Annotated in this window: 14 protein-coding genes; 8 read left to right on the forward strand and 6 right to left on the reverse strand. The window is 41.2% G+C overall.

Annotated features, from left to right (window positions below; genetic code table 11):
• Positions 1–24: 24 nt before the first annotated feature.
• Positions 25–1122, reverse strand: coding sequence for a serine hydrolase domain-containing protein (locus BM192_RS07140; RefSeq protein WP_037442381.1), 1098 nt, complete (start codon positions 1120–1122; stop codon positions 25–27).
• 259 nt (positions 1123–1381) lie between these two features.
• Here BM192_RS07140 and BM192_RS07145 point away from each other — a divergent pair, with 259 nt between their 5' ends.
• Positions 1382–2014, forward strand: a complete 633-nt coding sequence (locus tag BM192_RS07145) for a TetR/AcrR family transcriptional regulator (protein WP_037442383.1) — start codon at positions 1382–1384, stop codon at positions 2012–2014.
• Positions 2015–2102: 88 nt separating this feature from the next.
• Here the strand turns inward: BM192_RS07145 and BM192_RS07150 are convergent, their stop codons facing one another.
• Positions 2103–2483 (reverse strand): winged helix-turn-helix transcriptional regulator, encoded by a 381-nt coding sequence (locus BM192_RS07150; RefSeq protein ID WP_037442385.1) that lies wholly within the window; start codon positions 2481–2483, stop codon positions 2103–2105.
• A gap of 97 nt (positions 2484–2580) precedes the next feature.
• Here BM192_RS07150 and BM192_RS07155 point away from each other — a divergent pair, with 97 nt between their 5' ends.
• Positions 2581–3111 (forward strand): NAD(P)H-dependent oxidoreductase, encoded by a 531-nt coding sequence (locus BM192_RS07155; protein ID WP_037442387.1) that lies wholly within the window; start codon positions 2581–2583, stop codon positions 3109–3111.
• A gap of 92 nt (positions 3112–3203) precedes the next feature.
• On the opposite strand, the gene BM192_RS07160 is transcribed toward BM192_RS07155, so the two are convergent.
• From BM192_RS07160 to BM192_RS07170, 3 genes are all read right to left on the reverse strand, one after another.
• Entirely contained in the window at positions 3204–4268 is a 1065-nt protein-coding gene (locus tag BM192_RS07160) for a branched-chain amino acid aminotransferase (RefSeq protein WP_037442388.1), read from the reverse strand.
• 104 nt (positions 4269–4372) lie between these two features.
• The gene (locus BM192_RS07165) at positions 4373–5671 is read right to left on the reverse strand and encodes an HAD-IB family phosphatase (protein ID WP_037442391.1); all 1299 of its coding nucleotides are present in this window, start codon (positions 5669–5671) and stop codon (positions 4373–4375) included.
• A gap of 1 nt (position 5672) precedes the next feature.
• The gene (locus BM192_RS07170; protein ID WP_037442393.1) at positions 5673–6641 is read right to left on the reverse strand and encodes an NAD-dependent epimerase/dehydratase family protein; all 969 of its coding nucleotides are present in this window, start codon (positions 6639–6641) and stop codon (positions 5673–5675) included.
• Between the two features lie 71 nt (positions 6642–6712).
• Here BM192_RS07170 and BM192_RS07175 point away from each other — a divergent pair, with 71 nt between their 5' ends.
• Positions 6713–7897, forward strand: a complete 1185-nt coding sequence (locus BM192_RS07175; RefSeq protein ID WP_037442395.1) for a formimidoylglutamase — start codon at positions 6713–6715, stop codon at positions 7895–7897.
• A 125-nt stretch (positions 7898–8022) separates the two neighbouring features.
• On the opposite strand, the gene purD is transcribed toward BM192_RS07175, so the two are convergent.
• Positions 8023–9294 (reverse strand): phosphoribosylamine--glycine ligase, encoded by a 1272-nt coding sequence (gene purD, locus BM192_RS07180; protein ID WP_037440902.1) that lies wholly within the window; start codon positions 9292–9294, stop codon positions 8023–8025.
• Positions 9295–9553: 259 nt separating this feature from the next.
• Here purD and secA point away from each other — a divergent pair, with 259 nt between their 5' ends.
• The 5 genes from secA (at position 9554) to BM192_RS07205 (ending at position 16258) form a co-directional block, all read left to right on the forward strand.
• Complete coding sequence (gene secA, locus BM192_RS07185; RefSeq protein WP_074588827.1) at positions 9554–12862, forward strand: preprotein translocase subunit SecA; 3309 nt, start codon at positions 9554–9556, stop codon at positions 12860–12862.
• A gap of 68 nt (positions 12863–12930) precedes the next feature.
• Positions 12931–13383, forward strand: a complete 453-nt coding sequence (locus tag BM192_RS07190) for an SPOR domain-containing protein (RefSeq protein WP_037440914.1) — start codon at positions 12931–12933, stop codon at positions 13381–13383.
• A 4-nt stretch (positions 13384–13387) separates the two neighbouring features.
• Positions 13388–14575, forward strand: coding sequence for a M20 metallopeptidase family protein (locus BM192_RS07195; RefSeq protein ID WP_037440900.1), 1188 nt, complete (start codon positions 13388–13390; stop codon positions 14573–14575).
• A 2-nt stretch (positions 14576–14577) separates the two neighbouring features.
• On the forward strand, positions 14578–15525 hold the full coding sequence (locus BM192_RS07200) for a hypothetical protein (protein WP_234797523.1): 948 nt from the start codon (positions 14578–14580) through the stop codon (positions 15523–15525).
• A gap of 61 nt (positions 15526–15586) precedes the next feature.
• On the forward strand, positions 15587–16258 hold the full coding sequence (locus BM192_RS07205; RefSeq protein WP_037440897.1) for an SGNH/GDSL hydrolase family protein: 672 nt from the start codon (positions 15587–15589) through the stop codon (positions 16256–16258).
• The last annotated feature ends 1 nt before the right edge of the window (position 16259 follow it).

Here is a 16259-nt window from a genome sequence, read left to right on the forward strand (position 1 = left end):
AAGGCACGCAACGGCCAGGAGGGATTAATGAGATGAAATTAAGATATTTAAAAGTTCATCAGTAATCGTATTAAGGTCACCCGCATCCGTATTACAAAATATGATTATGGTTTCTTTTGTTAATGGCAATTGAATGTAGATCGTATTAAACCCATTTATATTCCCCGTTCTTTCAATAACATCGATAGGCTTTGTCTGACCTTTAAATTGCCTGCTTCCATAATAACTGCCCAACGTTACAAAGTAAGGGGTACCATCCACCAGGCCTAAATTAATTTCTGGTGCATACATTAGCTTTTTGGAAGTTGAGTTAAGTAGCTTATTTTCAGCCAAAGCTAAGTGTAGCTTAAACAATTCTTCTGGGGTAGTGAAAATTGCACCAGCCGTTGCATAATTTTCCATGTATATGAAAGCATCATTCTTCAACGGCTTAGCCGGTAAGTCCCCGAATGCATAATTATGATATCCGTATGCTAAATTATTAATAACAGAATCCGTTTGGATTAAGCCTGTATTTTCTAAGCTAAGTGGCTGAATGATCTTCTCAGATAAAACCTGACGCCAATTTTTACCGGATACAGACTCAATTATAGCACCTAACAAAATGTAATTAACGTTATTGTAGTCATACCTGGTACCTGGCTTAGTCAGCAAGGTATCAACGATATTTTTCTCAATGAATTCTGTAATGTTAAATCGCGTTTTATAGGCTGCAATTTTTTCCTTCGGCAGGCCGGAAGTATGAGTCAATAACTGTTTTATAGTAATTTTCGTGCTGCTTTCAGGAAGTATATCTGGAATATATTGGTCTATCGTTTTATTAATATCTAATTTCTTCTCCTCCTGAAGTTTTAATATTAGGATAGCTGTATATAGCTTAGTAATGGAAGCCACTGGAAACTTCGTTGTCGACGTAATTGGCACATGAAATTGGCGATTAGCTAGTCCATATTGGTGGGCATAGATTACCTTAGACCCTTTACCTATTAATATGCTACCATCAAATTGTCCATTTTTAACGTATGTAGTTAATATACTGTCTATTGAGCGAGCAATTAATTGTGCTTTTACATTAAATGAAATAAAAATTGAAATGATAATGAACAGAAATTTAGTTCTCATAAGTTATAAGGATAGTTGGGAATCTATTCGTTGCAATACACCAGCGCGAAGAACGATTCTAAGAATTTGCGTTTTCATTTCGTGAATTTTGTTAACAAGTAGTATACACGCTGTTAGATTGAAACTTCCTCATATAAATGATGATTTAAGGTCTTCTGGTAATCAGTAAAATATGAGCTAATATACTAATTTCCCCTATACGGGAAAATTAGTATATTTCGATTCGTGAAGGGAAAGGGTTTTTAAGAGTTCAAGTATTATGATAAGAAAAAGATATAAAGGCCCATCAAATGATAAGGAGCGTTCGACGTTAAAGCTTATTGAAGCTGTGGGAACAGTAATCAAAAACGAAGGATATACTGGCTTAACAGCTACAAATATTGCGAGGGTAGCCGGGCTAAATAGACGATTGATTACCCTTTATTTTGGAACTATAGATAATCTTATTGAAACCTATGTGAGAAGCAAAGATTATTGGATTACTGCCTCCGGCAACGCTGTTGAATTAATTAAAGAGTATACCGGAGAAAATACGAAACCTATACTGGACAAGTTGCTTCAAAACCAACTTGACTATTTTTTCAACGAAGAGGAGATGCAAAAGATTGTATTATGGCAAATAAGTCAATCTACCCAGATCATGAAGGACGTTTCTGAGGAAAGAGAGCTGCTAAGCAGGGATTTTTTTAAACTCTCTGATAGGGAACTGGAAGGAAAGGACACTGATCTAAGGGCGGTGTCGGCCTTACTGGTAGCAGGAATTTATTACTTGGTTTTACATGCAAAGTCAACCGATACACTTTTTTGTGAAATAGACCTGAATACAACGGAGGGCATGGTAAGAATAAAAAAAGCGATCAGCTTAATTTTAGAACAAACATATACGGAGTAACATTGCATCACACATCTTAAGCTAAGTGTAGAAGAAGTCATTGTCTCAATAAAAGATGTATAATATAAGCAGACATGCTTCGAAACAATTAACCCTCAGTTTCCAATTGTTTACTCGTTAACTTTTTATGATGAACGCCCCAGTTTTCCAACTCTTTGATGACAGGTTTTAAGGAGTATCCTATTGGAGTTAATTCATATTCTACACGTGGTGGAACTTCTGCATAAACTGTCCTACTGATTATCATATTTTCTTCGAGCTTACGGAGCTGTAAGGTTAACATACGTTCGGTAATGTTTGGCAATTTCTTTTTGAGTTCCCCGAACCGGAGCTTACCGCTCAATAACCAGGAGCAGATTACCAGTGTCCACTGTCCGCCGATAATAGTTGAGGCATAAGCTTCTGGACATTCGTCACTTAGCGCGCTCTTGTTGGAGAAATTGGTCGATGTTTGTTTAATCTCAGTCAATACTTACATTTTTTATAGTACATAACAATTGGTGGGTAATATACTAATTTTATGTAGTGTGTGCTACCTTCGTGTTACATTAATTGATGATATCACTATGAAGACTTTAATAATTATTACGCACCCTACCATAAGCGAGTCTACCATGAATAAAAGGTGGATCGAGGAGCTACTTAAATTTCCAGAACAGTACACTGTTCACCAGTTATACGATGCATATCCGGACGAAAACATAGATGTCCAGGCTGAACAGCGTCTAGTCGAGCAATACGATAAGATTATATTCCAATTTCCCTATTACTGGTTTAATATTCCCTCACTATTAAAAAAATGGTTCGATCAAGTATTAACTCACGGCTGGGCATATGGTAGTAAAAGTGGGTACCGCATGAAAGGCAAAAAAATAGCGCTAGCCATATCGTTAGGAGTGGAAGAAGAGGAGTTGAGTACTGCAGGGAAGTATAAATATCCGCTCAACGAACTCACCAGGCCATTCGAGCTAAGTTTTGAATATGTCAAAGCGGACTACCAACCGGCATTCGCTTTCTACGGTTTGGAATTTAATGTCTCTGATAGCCATATCGAACTGGGGGTAAGATCATATATGAAATTCCTGACAGGTTTTTAATGATACCGATACCATAAGGCAGGTTTTTAAAAAATCCCGTAAGCCTTGTATATGCTGACGGGATTTTTTTTAGTGGAGAAGGTTCGCTTTAATTAAACGATCCAGTTCCAGCCGAATTCATCTGCGGTTACACCATAACGGATATCATTCAGTTTCTTAGCAATTGCAGGTGAGACAGTTCTGGTTGCAGGATCTGCAAGAACATGGTTTTTACCTTCGTAAGAGATCTCGCTGATCTGAGTAACTGTTGCTGCGGTTCCTACTGCAAAGGCTTCGGTAAGGGTACCATTTTCAATAGCTTCCAGAACTTCGCTGATTGCGACTCTTCTTTCTTCTACCGTAATTCCCATACTTTTAGCCAACAGGATAATCGTATCGCGCGTAACACCATCCAGGATAGTTTCCCTCACTTCGGGTGTTACGATTTTACCATCGATGATAAACATCAGGTTGGCAGCACCGGACTCTTCTACATATTTATTTTCTTTGGCATCTGTCCAGATTAACTGGTCAAATCCTTGTGCCTGAGCTTCAACAGTAGGGAGCATTGCTCTTGAATAGTTACCTGCAGTTTTTGCGGCACCTACACCACCATTGTCAGAACGGGTATAATGAGTTTCAATTTTAACCCGTAAAGGGTTGCTGTAATATGGCGCACTTGGGTTGGCCAGGATTACAAATTTGTAGCTGGACGATGGTCTTACGCCTAAAACAGGGTCTGTTGCGAACATTACCGGACGCAGATAAAGAGAGTAATTTTCTTCTGAAGGGACCCATGCTTTGTCAATGTTAATCAACGCAGCAATACCTTGCATAAATACATCTTCAGGAATCGTAGCCATAGCCATACGTACAGCCGATTTATTGAGCCTTGCGAAGTTCTTGTCGGCACGAAAAACACTAACGCTTCCATCAGGTTGTGTGTAAGCTTTCATCCCTTCAAAAATAGCCTGTCCGTAGTGAAGTGCAGATATTGCAGGACTCATCGAAATAGGACCATAAGGTAGAATTTCGAAGTTTTTCCATTCTCCGTCTTCGAAGTCTGCAACGAACATGTGGTCTGTAAAAACCTTTCCGAATGGAAGGTCTCTGAAATCTGTTTCTGCCAATCTGGATTGACCAGCTTTTGTGGTTTTAATATTTAAAGAATCTTTCACTGTCTCTGTTTTTATCTCGGTAAAATTAGGAAAAAATAGGGCGGACACCTATTTTATTTTAATATTATGGGTTTTTGCCATATGATAACACTGTCTGAGCTCCTCTAATACAATACTCTGAATTTGATCGTATGCTCAATTTTTTTGAGTGATTTAAACAAATCTTTGTCGTATTCGGCATTGATATCTGTGATTGCGTACCCGATCGCTGCATTGGTCATCAGGAACTGTCCCACAATATTGATGCTGTGTTTCGCAAATACGGTATTGATCTGTGCCATAATTCCCGGTACATTCCGGTGGACGTGGATCAGACGATGAGATTTGGCAATAAGCGGCAACTGCAGGTTCGGGAAATTGATGCTCAGATAGGTTGTCCCCTTGTTCATGAAGTCCAGCATTCTTTTAGGAATGAAATTGGCATTTCTGGGGTTGTGTTTCGGATCTTCAAAAACAACGATTCCCATTTCTGTGCATTTTTTCAGATCCAGATTGTCTTTAGCATTACCGAGATAGCCTATAGTTTTCAGTTTCAGTGCCTCTTTTAACTTTTCTGGTTCTACCTTCTCTCCGTCAGCCAGCAATAACATATGCACATCCTTTACATATTTAGGCTCGAATGTCTTTTTGTGACGGATAGAGAATCCATCTGTTTTTAGCAACTGGAGGCTTTCCGGCGCTACATCGCCTATAATCAGGCATAAAATCCGGTTTTTAGGGTAGGATATAGCTCTTGGCAGATTATTCACATACAGGAATTCATCGAAGCTTGGTGTAACATGATCTGCACGGCTCACGATACTTTCCCGGGAGATATTTTCTGTGAAGGCATAGAACTTTTTGATTAGTCCGCTTTCTCTCAGCTGGAAATCAGAATATCCGTCGCCGATCCCGTAAAGATCGCCTTCCAGATTTAGCTGCTGCATGAGTTTAACCTTTCCACCTTCCTCACTTAAAGGATTGGCGTGATCATAATCTATAATTTTTCCGTCACCGGTAGTGACGAAAGTATTGGCATAAATATTTTCTTTCCGGATATGGTAAGGACTAACTACAGGGGTAATAAATTCCTTAAATCCGCCAGATACAATCAGAACCTGATCTGCATGTTTCTTGAAGAAAGCAGCATTTCTGGAAAAGGATTTCGAAACCTTCTTTTTCAGATGTTTAATTAATTGTTTGAGGTGATCTTCGGAAGCTTCCAATAAACGGACACGCTGTGCAAGGCTTTCACCGAAAGATAATTTACCTTCCATAGCCAGATTGGTCAGATCTTCGATTCTTTGAAAAATTGCTTCCTTATCCGGATGCTTTTTCAGGGAGATACGGGCGAGTTCATCCAGTGCTTCTACCTGCGTAAAAGTGCTGTCAAAGTCGATAATATAGATGCTCTTCTGCTTCATTCTAGTGGTTCTTAAGTTTTAGACAAACTTCTTTTATGCTTTGTCCAACGGGTTTAAAACGGATGCCGGTTGCAAGTGTAACCTTCTCATTATCGTAAAAACTGCTGATCATACTGCTTCTGACTACATCTTTGGTCAGGCCGAATGACTTACCAGTGATTGCCGAAGCCACACCGGCTATTCTCCGGGCGAGTCCCAGCATCCAGGGTTTAGCCTCTTTTTGTGGTGCTTTAAGGCCAAATGCCTCTGCTATTTCTTTAAAGAGTTTGCGATAGGTATAATTTTCTGAAGAAATGATAAATCTCTCAGCTGTAACTTCGCTATCCATCAGCTTGATCATTACGTCAGCAACATCTGAAACGTCTACTATACCGACGCCTCCGGAGGTGTAAAAATTCATGCCTTTACGCACCAGTTTAAAAATTGATCCGCTGCCCTGAAAACCAGCCGAAGGGCCGATAATTACTGAAGGGTTAACAATAACCGCATCCAGGCCTTCGGTAATACTTCTCCAAACCTCCATTTCACCTTCATACTTGGAGATGGCGTAATGGCCGGAGTGTTTATCGTATTCCCAAAAATCCTTCTCTGTGATGAGCGCATTTTTTTTAGGTTCTCCCAATGCAGCAACGGAGCTCACATGGACTAGTCTTACGCCATAAAGCTGGCAAAGATTTGCGATGTTGCTGGTTCCTTCGATATTAACACGTAGCATCTCTGCCTGGTCTGAAGGAAGGAAGGACACCAGGGCAGCGCAATGAAAAACCTGTTTGATTCCTGAGAAAGCGTCTTCCAGATCTGCAGGGTCATTGATATCTGCAATAAACCATTCAATCAGCTCATTATCTGCTAAGTGTTTGGGGATTACAGCATGCTGCCTTTTTAGTGCACGCAGCTTTTTTCCCTGGCTGGTCAGCTGAAGAATCAGTTCTGAGCCTAAAAAACCTGTAGCACCGGTTACTAAAATCATTTCTTTTTGATGAGATATTATTAATATATGGTCTCAAAAATAGATATTTGAGGTCATACATTATATGAATTATGAGCTTATCTGATTTTTTATCTCCCGTAAATCCTGAAACTTTCTCTCCCGCACAAGGTTTTATGACCTCGCAGTTAGGTATGAAGACCAGTTTTTATACGGATGAATTTCCGGAATTGGGAGATCGTCGTTTCGATATTGCTATAATTGGTGTAAAAGATGATCGTCAGGCAAAGCAGAATGAAGGTTGTTTTCTTGGGCCTGATTATTTCAGGGAGCAGTTTTACCTGCTGCATGAAGGTGCTTTCGGCAGTCGTATCGTAGACCTGGGGAATATTCAGGCCGGGGCTGCCGTTTCGGATACTTACATTGCTTTGAAATTGGTTGTAGCTGAATTGATTCAGCAGGAGATTATCCCGGTAATTATCGGGGGAGGGCAGGATTTGACTTATCCGCAATACCTGGCCTATGAAGGGCTGGAACAAAAAGTTGATCTGGTTGTGGTAGACCGGAAATTTGACTTAGATGAAGACGAGCATGAAGAAGGAAGTATCATTACCGACTCGGATGCTTATCTGAACAGGATTTTATTACATCAGCCGAACTATCTGTTTAATTTTAGTAATGTCGGTTATCAGACTTACCTGGTTAGTCAGGAGAGTCTGAAAGTTATGAATAAACTCTATTTTGATGTACATCGCCTGGGAGACTTCTTGAAGGATATCAGTTCTGCTGAGCCCGTACTCCGAAATGCAAATATGGTGAGCTTCGATCTTTCTGCCATCCGTTCTGCAGATGCACCGGCTAATGGAAATGCGGGTCCCAATGGTTTTTACGGTGAGCAGGCTTGTAAAATCGCACATTATGCGGGTTTAAATGACAAGCTAACTTCCATAGGTTTCTACGAATTTAATCCGGCTTTTGATCGTAATGCGCAGACGGCAATGCTGCTGGCACAGATGGTCTGGTATTTCGTGGATGGTTTTTATAACCGTAAAAAGGATCTCCCTCTTAATCCTAAATCGGCCTACATGATTTACAGGACGAGCCTGAATGACGGATCCGGAGAAATGTTATTTGTCAAAAGTAAAAAAACTGACCGCTGGTGGATGCAGGTTCCGTATCCCGGAATGACGGAAAATGAACGGTATCACCTGGTTCCCTGCAGATATGAGGATTATACCATGGCTGTAAATGGGGAAATGCCCGATCTGTGGTGGAGGACTTATCAGAAACTACTTTAATAATTACGTGATTTATTCACCTAATAGAATTTCTATATAACAATTGCCTTTGTTTTTCTAATGATTTAAAATATTGATAAAAAAAGCCGCTGCAGACGCAGCGGCTTTTTTTATCAATATTTTATTTATACCAGATCAAATCCGATATCTTCCCTGAAGTACTTGCCATCGAAGTAAATACGGGAAGCGTCAGCTGTAGCTGATTGCAAGGCATCAAACTGCGTGTCCTGTAAGCTGGTGATCGCAATTACTCTACCACCATTGGTTTTCACAACTCCACCTTCCAGTGCCGTTCCGGCATGAAAAGCAAGGGATTTACGGATGTTCTCTATGCCGCTGATCGCTTTGCCTTTTTCGTAGTCACCAGGATATCCGCCAGCTACGATCATTACTGTAGCTGCCGATTTAGGGCTGATCTTCAGGGTACATTCGTTTAGTTTTTGTTTGGAGGCTGCAATGAAAAGTTCTACCAGGTCATTTTCAATTCTTGGTAATACACTTTCTGTCTCCGGATCGCCCATTCTGCAGTTATACTCAATGATCAGGGGTTTATCTCCGACTTTAAACAGGCCAAAGAATATAAATCCGCTATAGTCAATACCGTCTTTTTTTAATCCCTCAATTGTAGGTACGATAATCGTATCTTCTACTTCTTTCAGGAATTTTTCGTCGGCGAAAGGAACCGGAGAAACCGAGCCCATTCCACCTGTATTCAGGCCTGTATCTGCCTGACCTATTTTTTTATAATCTTTCGCTTCGGGCAGTACAACATAGTTTTCTCCGTCCGTCAGTACGAATACAGAAAGTTCAATACCAGTCAGGAATTCTTCAATGACGACTATCGCACCTGCTGTTCCGAATTTTCCGCCAAGCATTAATTTAAGTTCTTCTGCTGCTTCTTCTTTAGTCTGGCAGATCAGGACACCTTTGCCCGCAGCAAGACCATCTGCTTTAAGCACTACAGGCATGCTATGGTTTTCCAGGTAAGCCAATCCATCTTCCAGGTTTTCTCCAGTGAATGAACGGGAGCCTGGTGTTGGGATATTGTGGCGGGCCATAAAAGCTTTTGCGAAATCTTTACTGCCTTCCAGAATAGCCCCTTCTTTTTTTGGACCAATTACCGGGATGTGTTTCAGGTCTTCATCAGCCAGGAAAAAGTCATGAATTCCATTAACCAGGGGTTCTTCCGGGCCAACTACCACAAAGTTGATTTCTTCTTTCAGTACCAGCTTTTTTACGGCTTCAAAATCGTTTGGATTTAAGGGAAAGTTTTTGCCGTACGCCGCAGTACCACCATTACCGGGTGCAATGATGAGTTTTTCGCATAATGCAGACTGGCTCATTTTCCAGGCGAAAGCGCTTTCTCTGCCGCCGGATCCTAATAATAAGATATTCATGAAGCAAATATAACCGCTTTACCTAAATTTCACAGTTTACGTGCATGTTTAAATTCAGATTGAAGCGCCAGACCAGCTAGTTAACTTACAAAGTAATGACAAATTGTACAATACGTAGAAATAACCACTGAAGGACAGCGGGAAATAACAGATATTTTGTATTTTTAGCGCCTTACAACTGCCAATCTGACTTGTCAGCCGGAATGGCTTAATTGTTGTAAAATTAAGACTTTATATAAAATTTAACACAATCAAAACGATGCTAGGATTTTTAACCAAGGTTTTTGGAAGCAAATCGGAAAGAGATATTAAGGCAATCCAACCACTTGTCATCAAAATAAACGAGGAATACGCTAAGCTTTCTTCATTGAGTAATGATGAACTGCGTAACAAAACCGTCTATTTTAAAGATGTAATTGCAAAATCATTAGCAGAAATCGATGCGCAGATTGCTGCATTGAAAGCAGAAGCTGAGGATCAGCAACTGGCGCTTGCAGAAAAGACTGCGCTTTATGAGCGTATTGATGTATTGATCAAGGATAGGGACAAAGAACTTGAAGTAGTTTTATTACAGTTGCTGCCTGAGGCATTTGCTGTAGTTAAAGAAACTTCACGCCGCTTAACTGAAAATGGTACGCTGGAAGTTACGGCTTCTGCGTATGACAGGGAATATGCGGCAAGACGCAGTAACGTTAAAATTGAAGGCGATAAAGCTTACTGGGCTAATACCTGGGATGCTGCCGGAAGTACTGTTGTTTGGAATATGGTGCATTATGATGTACAGCTGATTGGTGGTATTGTATTGCACAGCGGCAAAATTGCAGAGATGGCAACTGGTGAGGGTAAAACACTGGTGAGTACGCTACCTGCTTACCTGAATTCTTTAGCCGGTCAGGGTGTGCATATTGTAACTGTCAATGATTACCTGGCACGACGTGACTCGGAGTGGAACGGTCCGCTATTCGAATTCCACGGACTACGTGTAGATTGTATAGATAAACATGAGCCGAATTCACAGGAACGCAGAAATGCTTACCTGGCGGATATCACTTATGGAACGAATAATGAATTTGGTTTTGACTACCTGCGTGACAATATGTCTCAGGAGCCTGGCCAGCTGGTTCAGCGTAAGCTGCACTTCGCGATGGTCGATGAGGTCGATTCAGTCCTGATCGATGATGCACGTACCCCACTGATTATTTCAGGTCCGGTACCTTTTGGTGATCAGCATGAGTTTCATGAATTGAAACCAAGAATTGAACGTCTGGTTAATGCGCAGAAAGATTTTGTGAGCAGGGCACTGAACGAGGCTAAAAAATCTATCAATGATGGCAGAACTGGTCCGGATGAGGGCGAAGGAGGCTTGGCTCTATTAAGAGCATTCCGTGGTTTGCCAAAAAATAAAGCACTGATTAAATTTTTAAGTGAAGGTGGTAACAGACAGTTACTGCTGAAAACTGAAAATTATTATATGGCAGATCAGTCTAAGAATATGCCTAAGGTTGATGCTGAATTGTATTTCCATATTGATGAGAAAAACAATCAGGTTGAACTAACCGAAAAAGGTATTGAACTGATTACTAAATCTGGTGAAGATGAGCATTTCTTCGTATTACCTGATGTGGGTACTGAGATTGCTGAAATTGAAAAATCTGCTTTAAGCAGTGAAGATAAAATCGCGAGAAAAGATGAACTGATGCGTGATTATTCAATCAAGGCAGAAAGGGTTCACTCTGTTAACCAGTTGTTGAAAGCATATACCCTGTTCGAAATGGACGTGGAGTATATCATTGATGAAGGCAAAATTAAAATCGTTGATGAGCAGACTGGACGTATTATGGACGGTCGCCGTTATTCTGATGGTCTACACCAGGCGATTGAAGCAAAAGAGAATGTAAAAGTAGAAGATGCTTCACAAACTTATGCTACAGTAACTTTACAGAACTTCTTTAGAATGTACCACAAATTATGTGGTATGACTGGTACAGCAACAACTGAATCGGGTGAGTTCTGGTCAATCTATAAACTGGACGTGGTTGAAATTCCAACTAACCGCGTAATGTCCAGAATTGATCATCAGGATTATGTTTACCGTACGGTAAGGGAAAAATATAATGCTGTTGCTGAGGAAATTGTTAAACTGACACAGGCAGGCAGACCGGTTCTGGTAGGTACAACTTCGGTTGAGATCTCCGAATTGCTGAGTCGTATGTTAAAACTGCGTGGTATCAAACATAATGTACTGAATGCGAAAATGCACCAGAAGGAAGCAGATATCGTTGCAGAAGCTGGTCAGGCAGGTACAGTAACGATTGCAACCAACATGGCTGGTCGTGGTACGGATATTAAACTAGGTGCTGGTGTGAAAGATGCAGGTGGTTTGGCAATCGTTGGTACAGAGCGTCATGAGTCGCGTCGTGTAGACAGACAGTTACGTGGTCGTGCAGGTCGTCAGGGTGATCCGGGATCATCTCAGTTCTTCGTTTCCCTGGAAGATAACCTGATGCGTTTATTCGGTTCGGAAAGAATCTCCAATATTATGGTGAAAATGGGAATTGAAGATGGTGAAGTGATTCAGCATTCTATGATTACCAAATCTATCGAGCGTGCACAGAAAAAAGTAGAAGAGAATAACTTTGGTATCCGTAAACGTTTACTGGAGTATGATGATGTAATGAACTCACAGCGTTCTGTTATTTATGCCAAACGTAAAAATGCCTTATTTGGTGAACGTCTGGACGTAGATATGAACAATATGGTATTCGATGTTGCTGAAGATGTGGTTACTGAATATAAAGAAGAAGGAAATTACGAAGGTTTCAAACTGGAAGTAATTAAAAATTTCTCTCTGGATACAGCAATTACCGATCAGGAATTCAGCTCGAGAAGTGTACATATCTTAACGGATAAATTATTCGAAGAAGCTACTGCTTTCTATAACCGTAAGTCTGATGCAATTATTAGCCAGGCGATGCCGGTTCTGACCCAGGTTTTTGAAGAACGTGGTGATCATATTGAGCAGATCGTAGTTCCTTTCACAGATGGTATCAGAAGTATTCAGGTGCCTGTTGAATTGAAAAAAGCAATTGCGAACAACGGTCGTGAAGTGACTAAGTCCTTTGAGAAAACAATCGTGCTTGCACTGATTGATGAATCATGGAAAGAACATTTGCGTGAAATGGATGAATTGAAACAATCAGTTCAGAATGCAGTTTACGAGCAGAAAGATCCATTAATTATTTATAAAATGGAAGCATTTAACCTGTTTAAAAACATGTTGAATGCGGTGAATAAAGAAGTGGTGAGCTTCCTGTATAAAGGTGGTATTCCTGGTCAGCAGGAAGCCGACGATGTCAGAGAGGCACAAGCACCTCAGCCGGTTTCAAATAAAATACAGGCTACAAAACCTGAGTTTGCTTCAGCTGGTTCTTCGGAAGGTCAGTTTGAGGACACCAGAGAGCAGGCTCCGCAGCAGCCTATCCGCAAAGAAGTGACAGCAGGCAGAAATGACCTTTGTCCTTGTGGTAGCGGCAGGAAATTTAAAAACTGCCATGGTGCCGGATTGTAATTTGTAATACCCATATAGAATGCCGATTTTTGAAAAAAAATTCGGCATTCTTTTTTTTAGGCCAGCTTATGAAATTATTCCTGACATTAATCCTCTGTATTTTTTCCCTTTTCTCCTTTGCACAGCAAAGAGGAGAAGTTAAGGTCATTAAGGACCCATTGATTGATTCCATGATTGAGCGTAGAATTCAGTTGAGCAAGAAACCGGCAGCTGGGTCTACCACAGCACCGGTAACAGCGGGTGGTGTACGGAAAGCCGGCCCTATTGTTAGTCAAATGGGGTACCGGGTACAGGTTTTTTACGGAGCGGATCGGCGGCAGACATTTGCGGAGCAAAACAGGTTTAAAGCACTCCATCCGAAATTAAATACCTATATCACCTATAAAGAACCTAATTATTACTTAAGAGTTGGTGATTTCCGGACGCGTCTGGAAGCCCAGAGGTTGATGAACGAATTAAGAGGGATATTCCCGACTTTATTCATCTTCAGAGAAAAAATCAATGCACCTAGTTTAGATTAATCCAATGATCAATAAAGACCAAGTACAGACATTAGCAGCACAAATATACGACGATGTAGTAGCCAACAGGCGCCACCTGCATGCCAATCCGGAATTATCTTTTCAAGAATATGAAACTTCAAAATTTATCCAGGCACGGTTACAGGAACTGGGTATTCCTTTTACTGTAATGGCAGATACAGGGGTGGTAGGTTTAATTACCGGCGAGTTGCCCTCTGAACAAGTTATCGCACTGCGTGCAGATATAGATGCCCTGCCGATAACTGAAGCCAATGATAAGCCTTATACGTCTAAAAACACAGGGGTTATGCATGCCTGCGGACATGATGTGCATACTTCTTCGTTACTGGGCGTGGCTCATATCCTGCAACAGCTGAAAGCTGATTTTGGTGGGACTGTTAAATTGATTTTTCAACCGGGTGAGGAAAGGCTTCCGGGCGGCGCGAGTATAATGATCAAAGAGGGGGTATTGCAAAACCCGGCCCCGCATCATATTATCGGGCAGCATGTAATGCCTATGATCGATGCTGGTAAAGTTGGTTTCCGTTCTGGAATCTATATGGCCTCAACTGATGAGCTGTATGTAACGGTTACTGGTAAGGGAGGCCATGGTGCACAGCCGCAGCAGAACATAGATCCGGTATTGATTACTTCACATATTATTGTTGCCTTACAGCAGATCGTAAGCAGAAATGCAGATCCGCGTTTACCGACGGTACTTTCGTTCGGAAAGGTTATTGCCAATGGTGCTACCAATATTATCCCGAACGAGGTAAAACTGGAAGGTACTTTTCGCACACTGAATGAGCAATGGAGAGCAGAAGCAAAAATACTAATGAAAAAGATGGCCGAAGGCATTGCAGAAAGTATGGGTGGGAGCTGCGAATTTACGATCATGAATGGTTATCCTTTCCTGGTGAATGAAGAGAAGCTTACAGCGAACGCCAGAGCCTTCGCTGAGGATTATCTCGGTAAGGAAAATGTACTTGATCTGGATATTTGGATGGCAGCAGAAGATTTCGCCTATTATTCACAGGTTACTGATGCCTGCTTTTACCGCTTAGGCACAGGTAATGCTGCGAAGGGAACGAGTTACTCAGTTCACCATCCTAATTTTGATATTGATGAAGATGCGCTGAAGATCTCCAGCGGTCTGATGGCATATATGGCACTTAAACAATTGGGGAACTAATTTTGAAATTATTTTTTTTGACTTCGTGTATCTGCTTCCTGTACTTTGGAAAGCTCTCAGCGCAGGAAATAGACCGTTTTAATCCGGATACGCTGAAAACCATCTCCCTGGAATCCAATGTGAACATCGTGAGTGAAAAGCTAAGCGCGGAGACCTTTATAAGGGCTGTGATTAGTGATACCAGTTTTTATGAGGCTTTCAGGCGTATGAAGAAATACAGCTTCATTGCGGAGAACCGGATCTATACTTACGATAAAAAGAATAAAGTAAACGGCCGTATCTACCGTAAGATCAGGCACCGGAACACGGGGCCTGTGAAAATGGAATATCTGGTGAAGCAGGATACAGGCAAGGTTTTTAAAAAGAACGGCAAATATCAGTTGTATACGCTGGAGATGTTTGATTATATCTTTATGAATGCTTACCAGAGTGATTTCGTACCCGATGCACCGACAGGGGGCAGTAAAGGCGGGACACTTTCTGGTTATAAGGCTAAGCTGAAGACACTAATCTTTAATCCAGGAAAACCTGTGAAGGGAATTCCTTTTATAGGCAGTAAGACAGAGATTTTCACGGCTAATATGCGGCAATACTATGACTACACTTTTCAGAGTGCCACCTATCTGGATTCGATACCGGTGTACCGTTTTATAGTGAAGGTTAAACCAGGACTGAGTAAATGGACTAAGGATGGGCTAATGATCAAGGAGCTGATTACCGTATTTGATAAACGGAATTTTGAAATCCTCGGGCGTCATGTGGATATGAAATATAGTAATATGCTATTCGATTTTGATGTGCAGATGAATATTGAAATGAGTTATTTCGGCGAAGATAAACTACCCTCTAAAATCACTTATCAGGGAAACTGGAATGTTCCTTTCAAAAAAGAAGAGCGGGCAAGCTTCCTGATTCTGCAGAAGGATTATCAGCCTGATTTCAAACGATGATCCTGATTACCAGATAAACAGTCGTTTTAATTATCTTTGGTTTGAACCAAAAAAATAAATTATGTCTAAGCAATTATTGATCAGATCTGCTGCTGCGCTGCTAATAGGTGTTGTGGTCATTTCTACTATGGCCTTAAAGCCTAAAGGGAAGAAAATAATCCTGTTTGGTGATTCTATTACCCAAATGGGTGTAGAGCCCGGCGGATATGTTGATCTTTTGAAAAAGGGACTGGAACCAGCCGGCAATACTGTGATCGGTGCAGGTATTGGCGGGAACAAAGTTTATGACCTTTTTCTTCGCCTGGAAGATGATGTGCTGGCAAAAAAGCCAGACGTTGTCGTAATCTACGTTGGCGTAAATGACGTGTGGCATAAATGGAGTTCCCGTACAGGAACAGATCAGGATAAGTTTGTCCGGTTTTACCAGGCGCTGATTAAAAAAATTCAAGGCGGTGGTTCTAGAGTTGTCCTCTGTACGCCGGCAGTAATCGGTGAAAAAAAACCGGGAACCAATGAAATGGATGCTGAGCTGGACAAGTATGCAGGTGAGATCCGAAAACTGGCAGCTGAGCACCAATTACCCCTTGCAGATCTGAGGAAAGTATTCACAGCTTACGATGCTGCAAATAATCCGCAGGATCTGGAGAAAGGTATTCTGACCACTGACGGCGTTCACCTTAACGCAAAAGGAAACCAAATGGTTGCTGATACAATTTTACCTTTAATCCGATAAC

Source organism: Pedobacter antarcticus (genome assembly GCF_900112985.1).
Classification (GTDB): Bacteria; Bacteroidota; Bacteroidia; order Sphingobacteriales; family Sphingobacteriaceae; genus Pedobacter; species Pedobacter antarcticus.

What these genes read in the sequence shown, in the direction of transcription:
- BM192_RS07170 (WP_037442393.1), bottom strand. Translation starts at nt 6,641, where the DNA reads ATGATTTTAGTAACCGGTGCTACAGGTTTTTTAGGCTCAGAACTGATT.
- BM192_RS07155 (WP_037442387.1), top strand. Translation starts at nt 2,581, where the DNA reads ATGAAGACTTTAATAATTATTACGCACCCTACCATAAGCGAGTCTACC.
- BM192_RS07205 (WP_037440897.1), top strand. Translation starts at nt 15,587, where the DNA reads ATGTCTAAGCAATTATTGATCAGATCTGCTGCTGCGCTGCTAATAGGT.
- BM192_RS07140 (WP_037442381.1), bottom strand. Translation starts at nt 1,122, where the DNA reads ATGAGAACTAAATTTCTGTTCATTATCATTTCAATTTTTATTTCATTT.
- purD (WP_037440902.1), bottom strand. Translation starts at nt 9,294, where the DNA reads ATGAATATCTTATTATTAGGATCCGGCGGCAGAGAAAGCGCTTTCGCC.
- BM192_RS07175 (WP_037442395.1), top strand. Translation starts at nt 6,713, where the DNA reads ATGAGCTTATCTGATTTTTTATCTCCCGTAAATCCTGAAACTTTCTCT.
- BM192_RS07165 (WP_037442391.1), bottom strand. Translation starts at nt 5,671, where the DNA reads ATGAAGCAGAAGAGCATCTATATTATCGACTTTGACAGCACTTTTACG.
- BM192_RS07190 (WP_037440914.1), top strand. Translation starts at nt 12,931, where the DNA reads ATGAAATTATTCCTGACATTAATCCTCTGTATTTTTTCCCTTTTCTCC.
- BM192_RS07195 (WP_037440900.1), top strand. Translation starts at nt 13,388, where the DNA reads ATGATCAATAAAGACCAAGTACAGACATTAGCAGCACAAATATACGAC.
- secA (WP_074588827.1), top strand. Translation starts at nt 9,554, where the DNA reads ATGCTAGGATTTTTAACCAAGGTTTTTGGAAGCAAATCGGAAAGAGAT.
- BM192_RS07145 (WP_037442383.1), top strand. Translation starts at nt 1,382, where the DNA reads ATGATAAGAAAAAGATATAAAGGCCCATCAAATGATAAGGAGCGTTCG.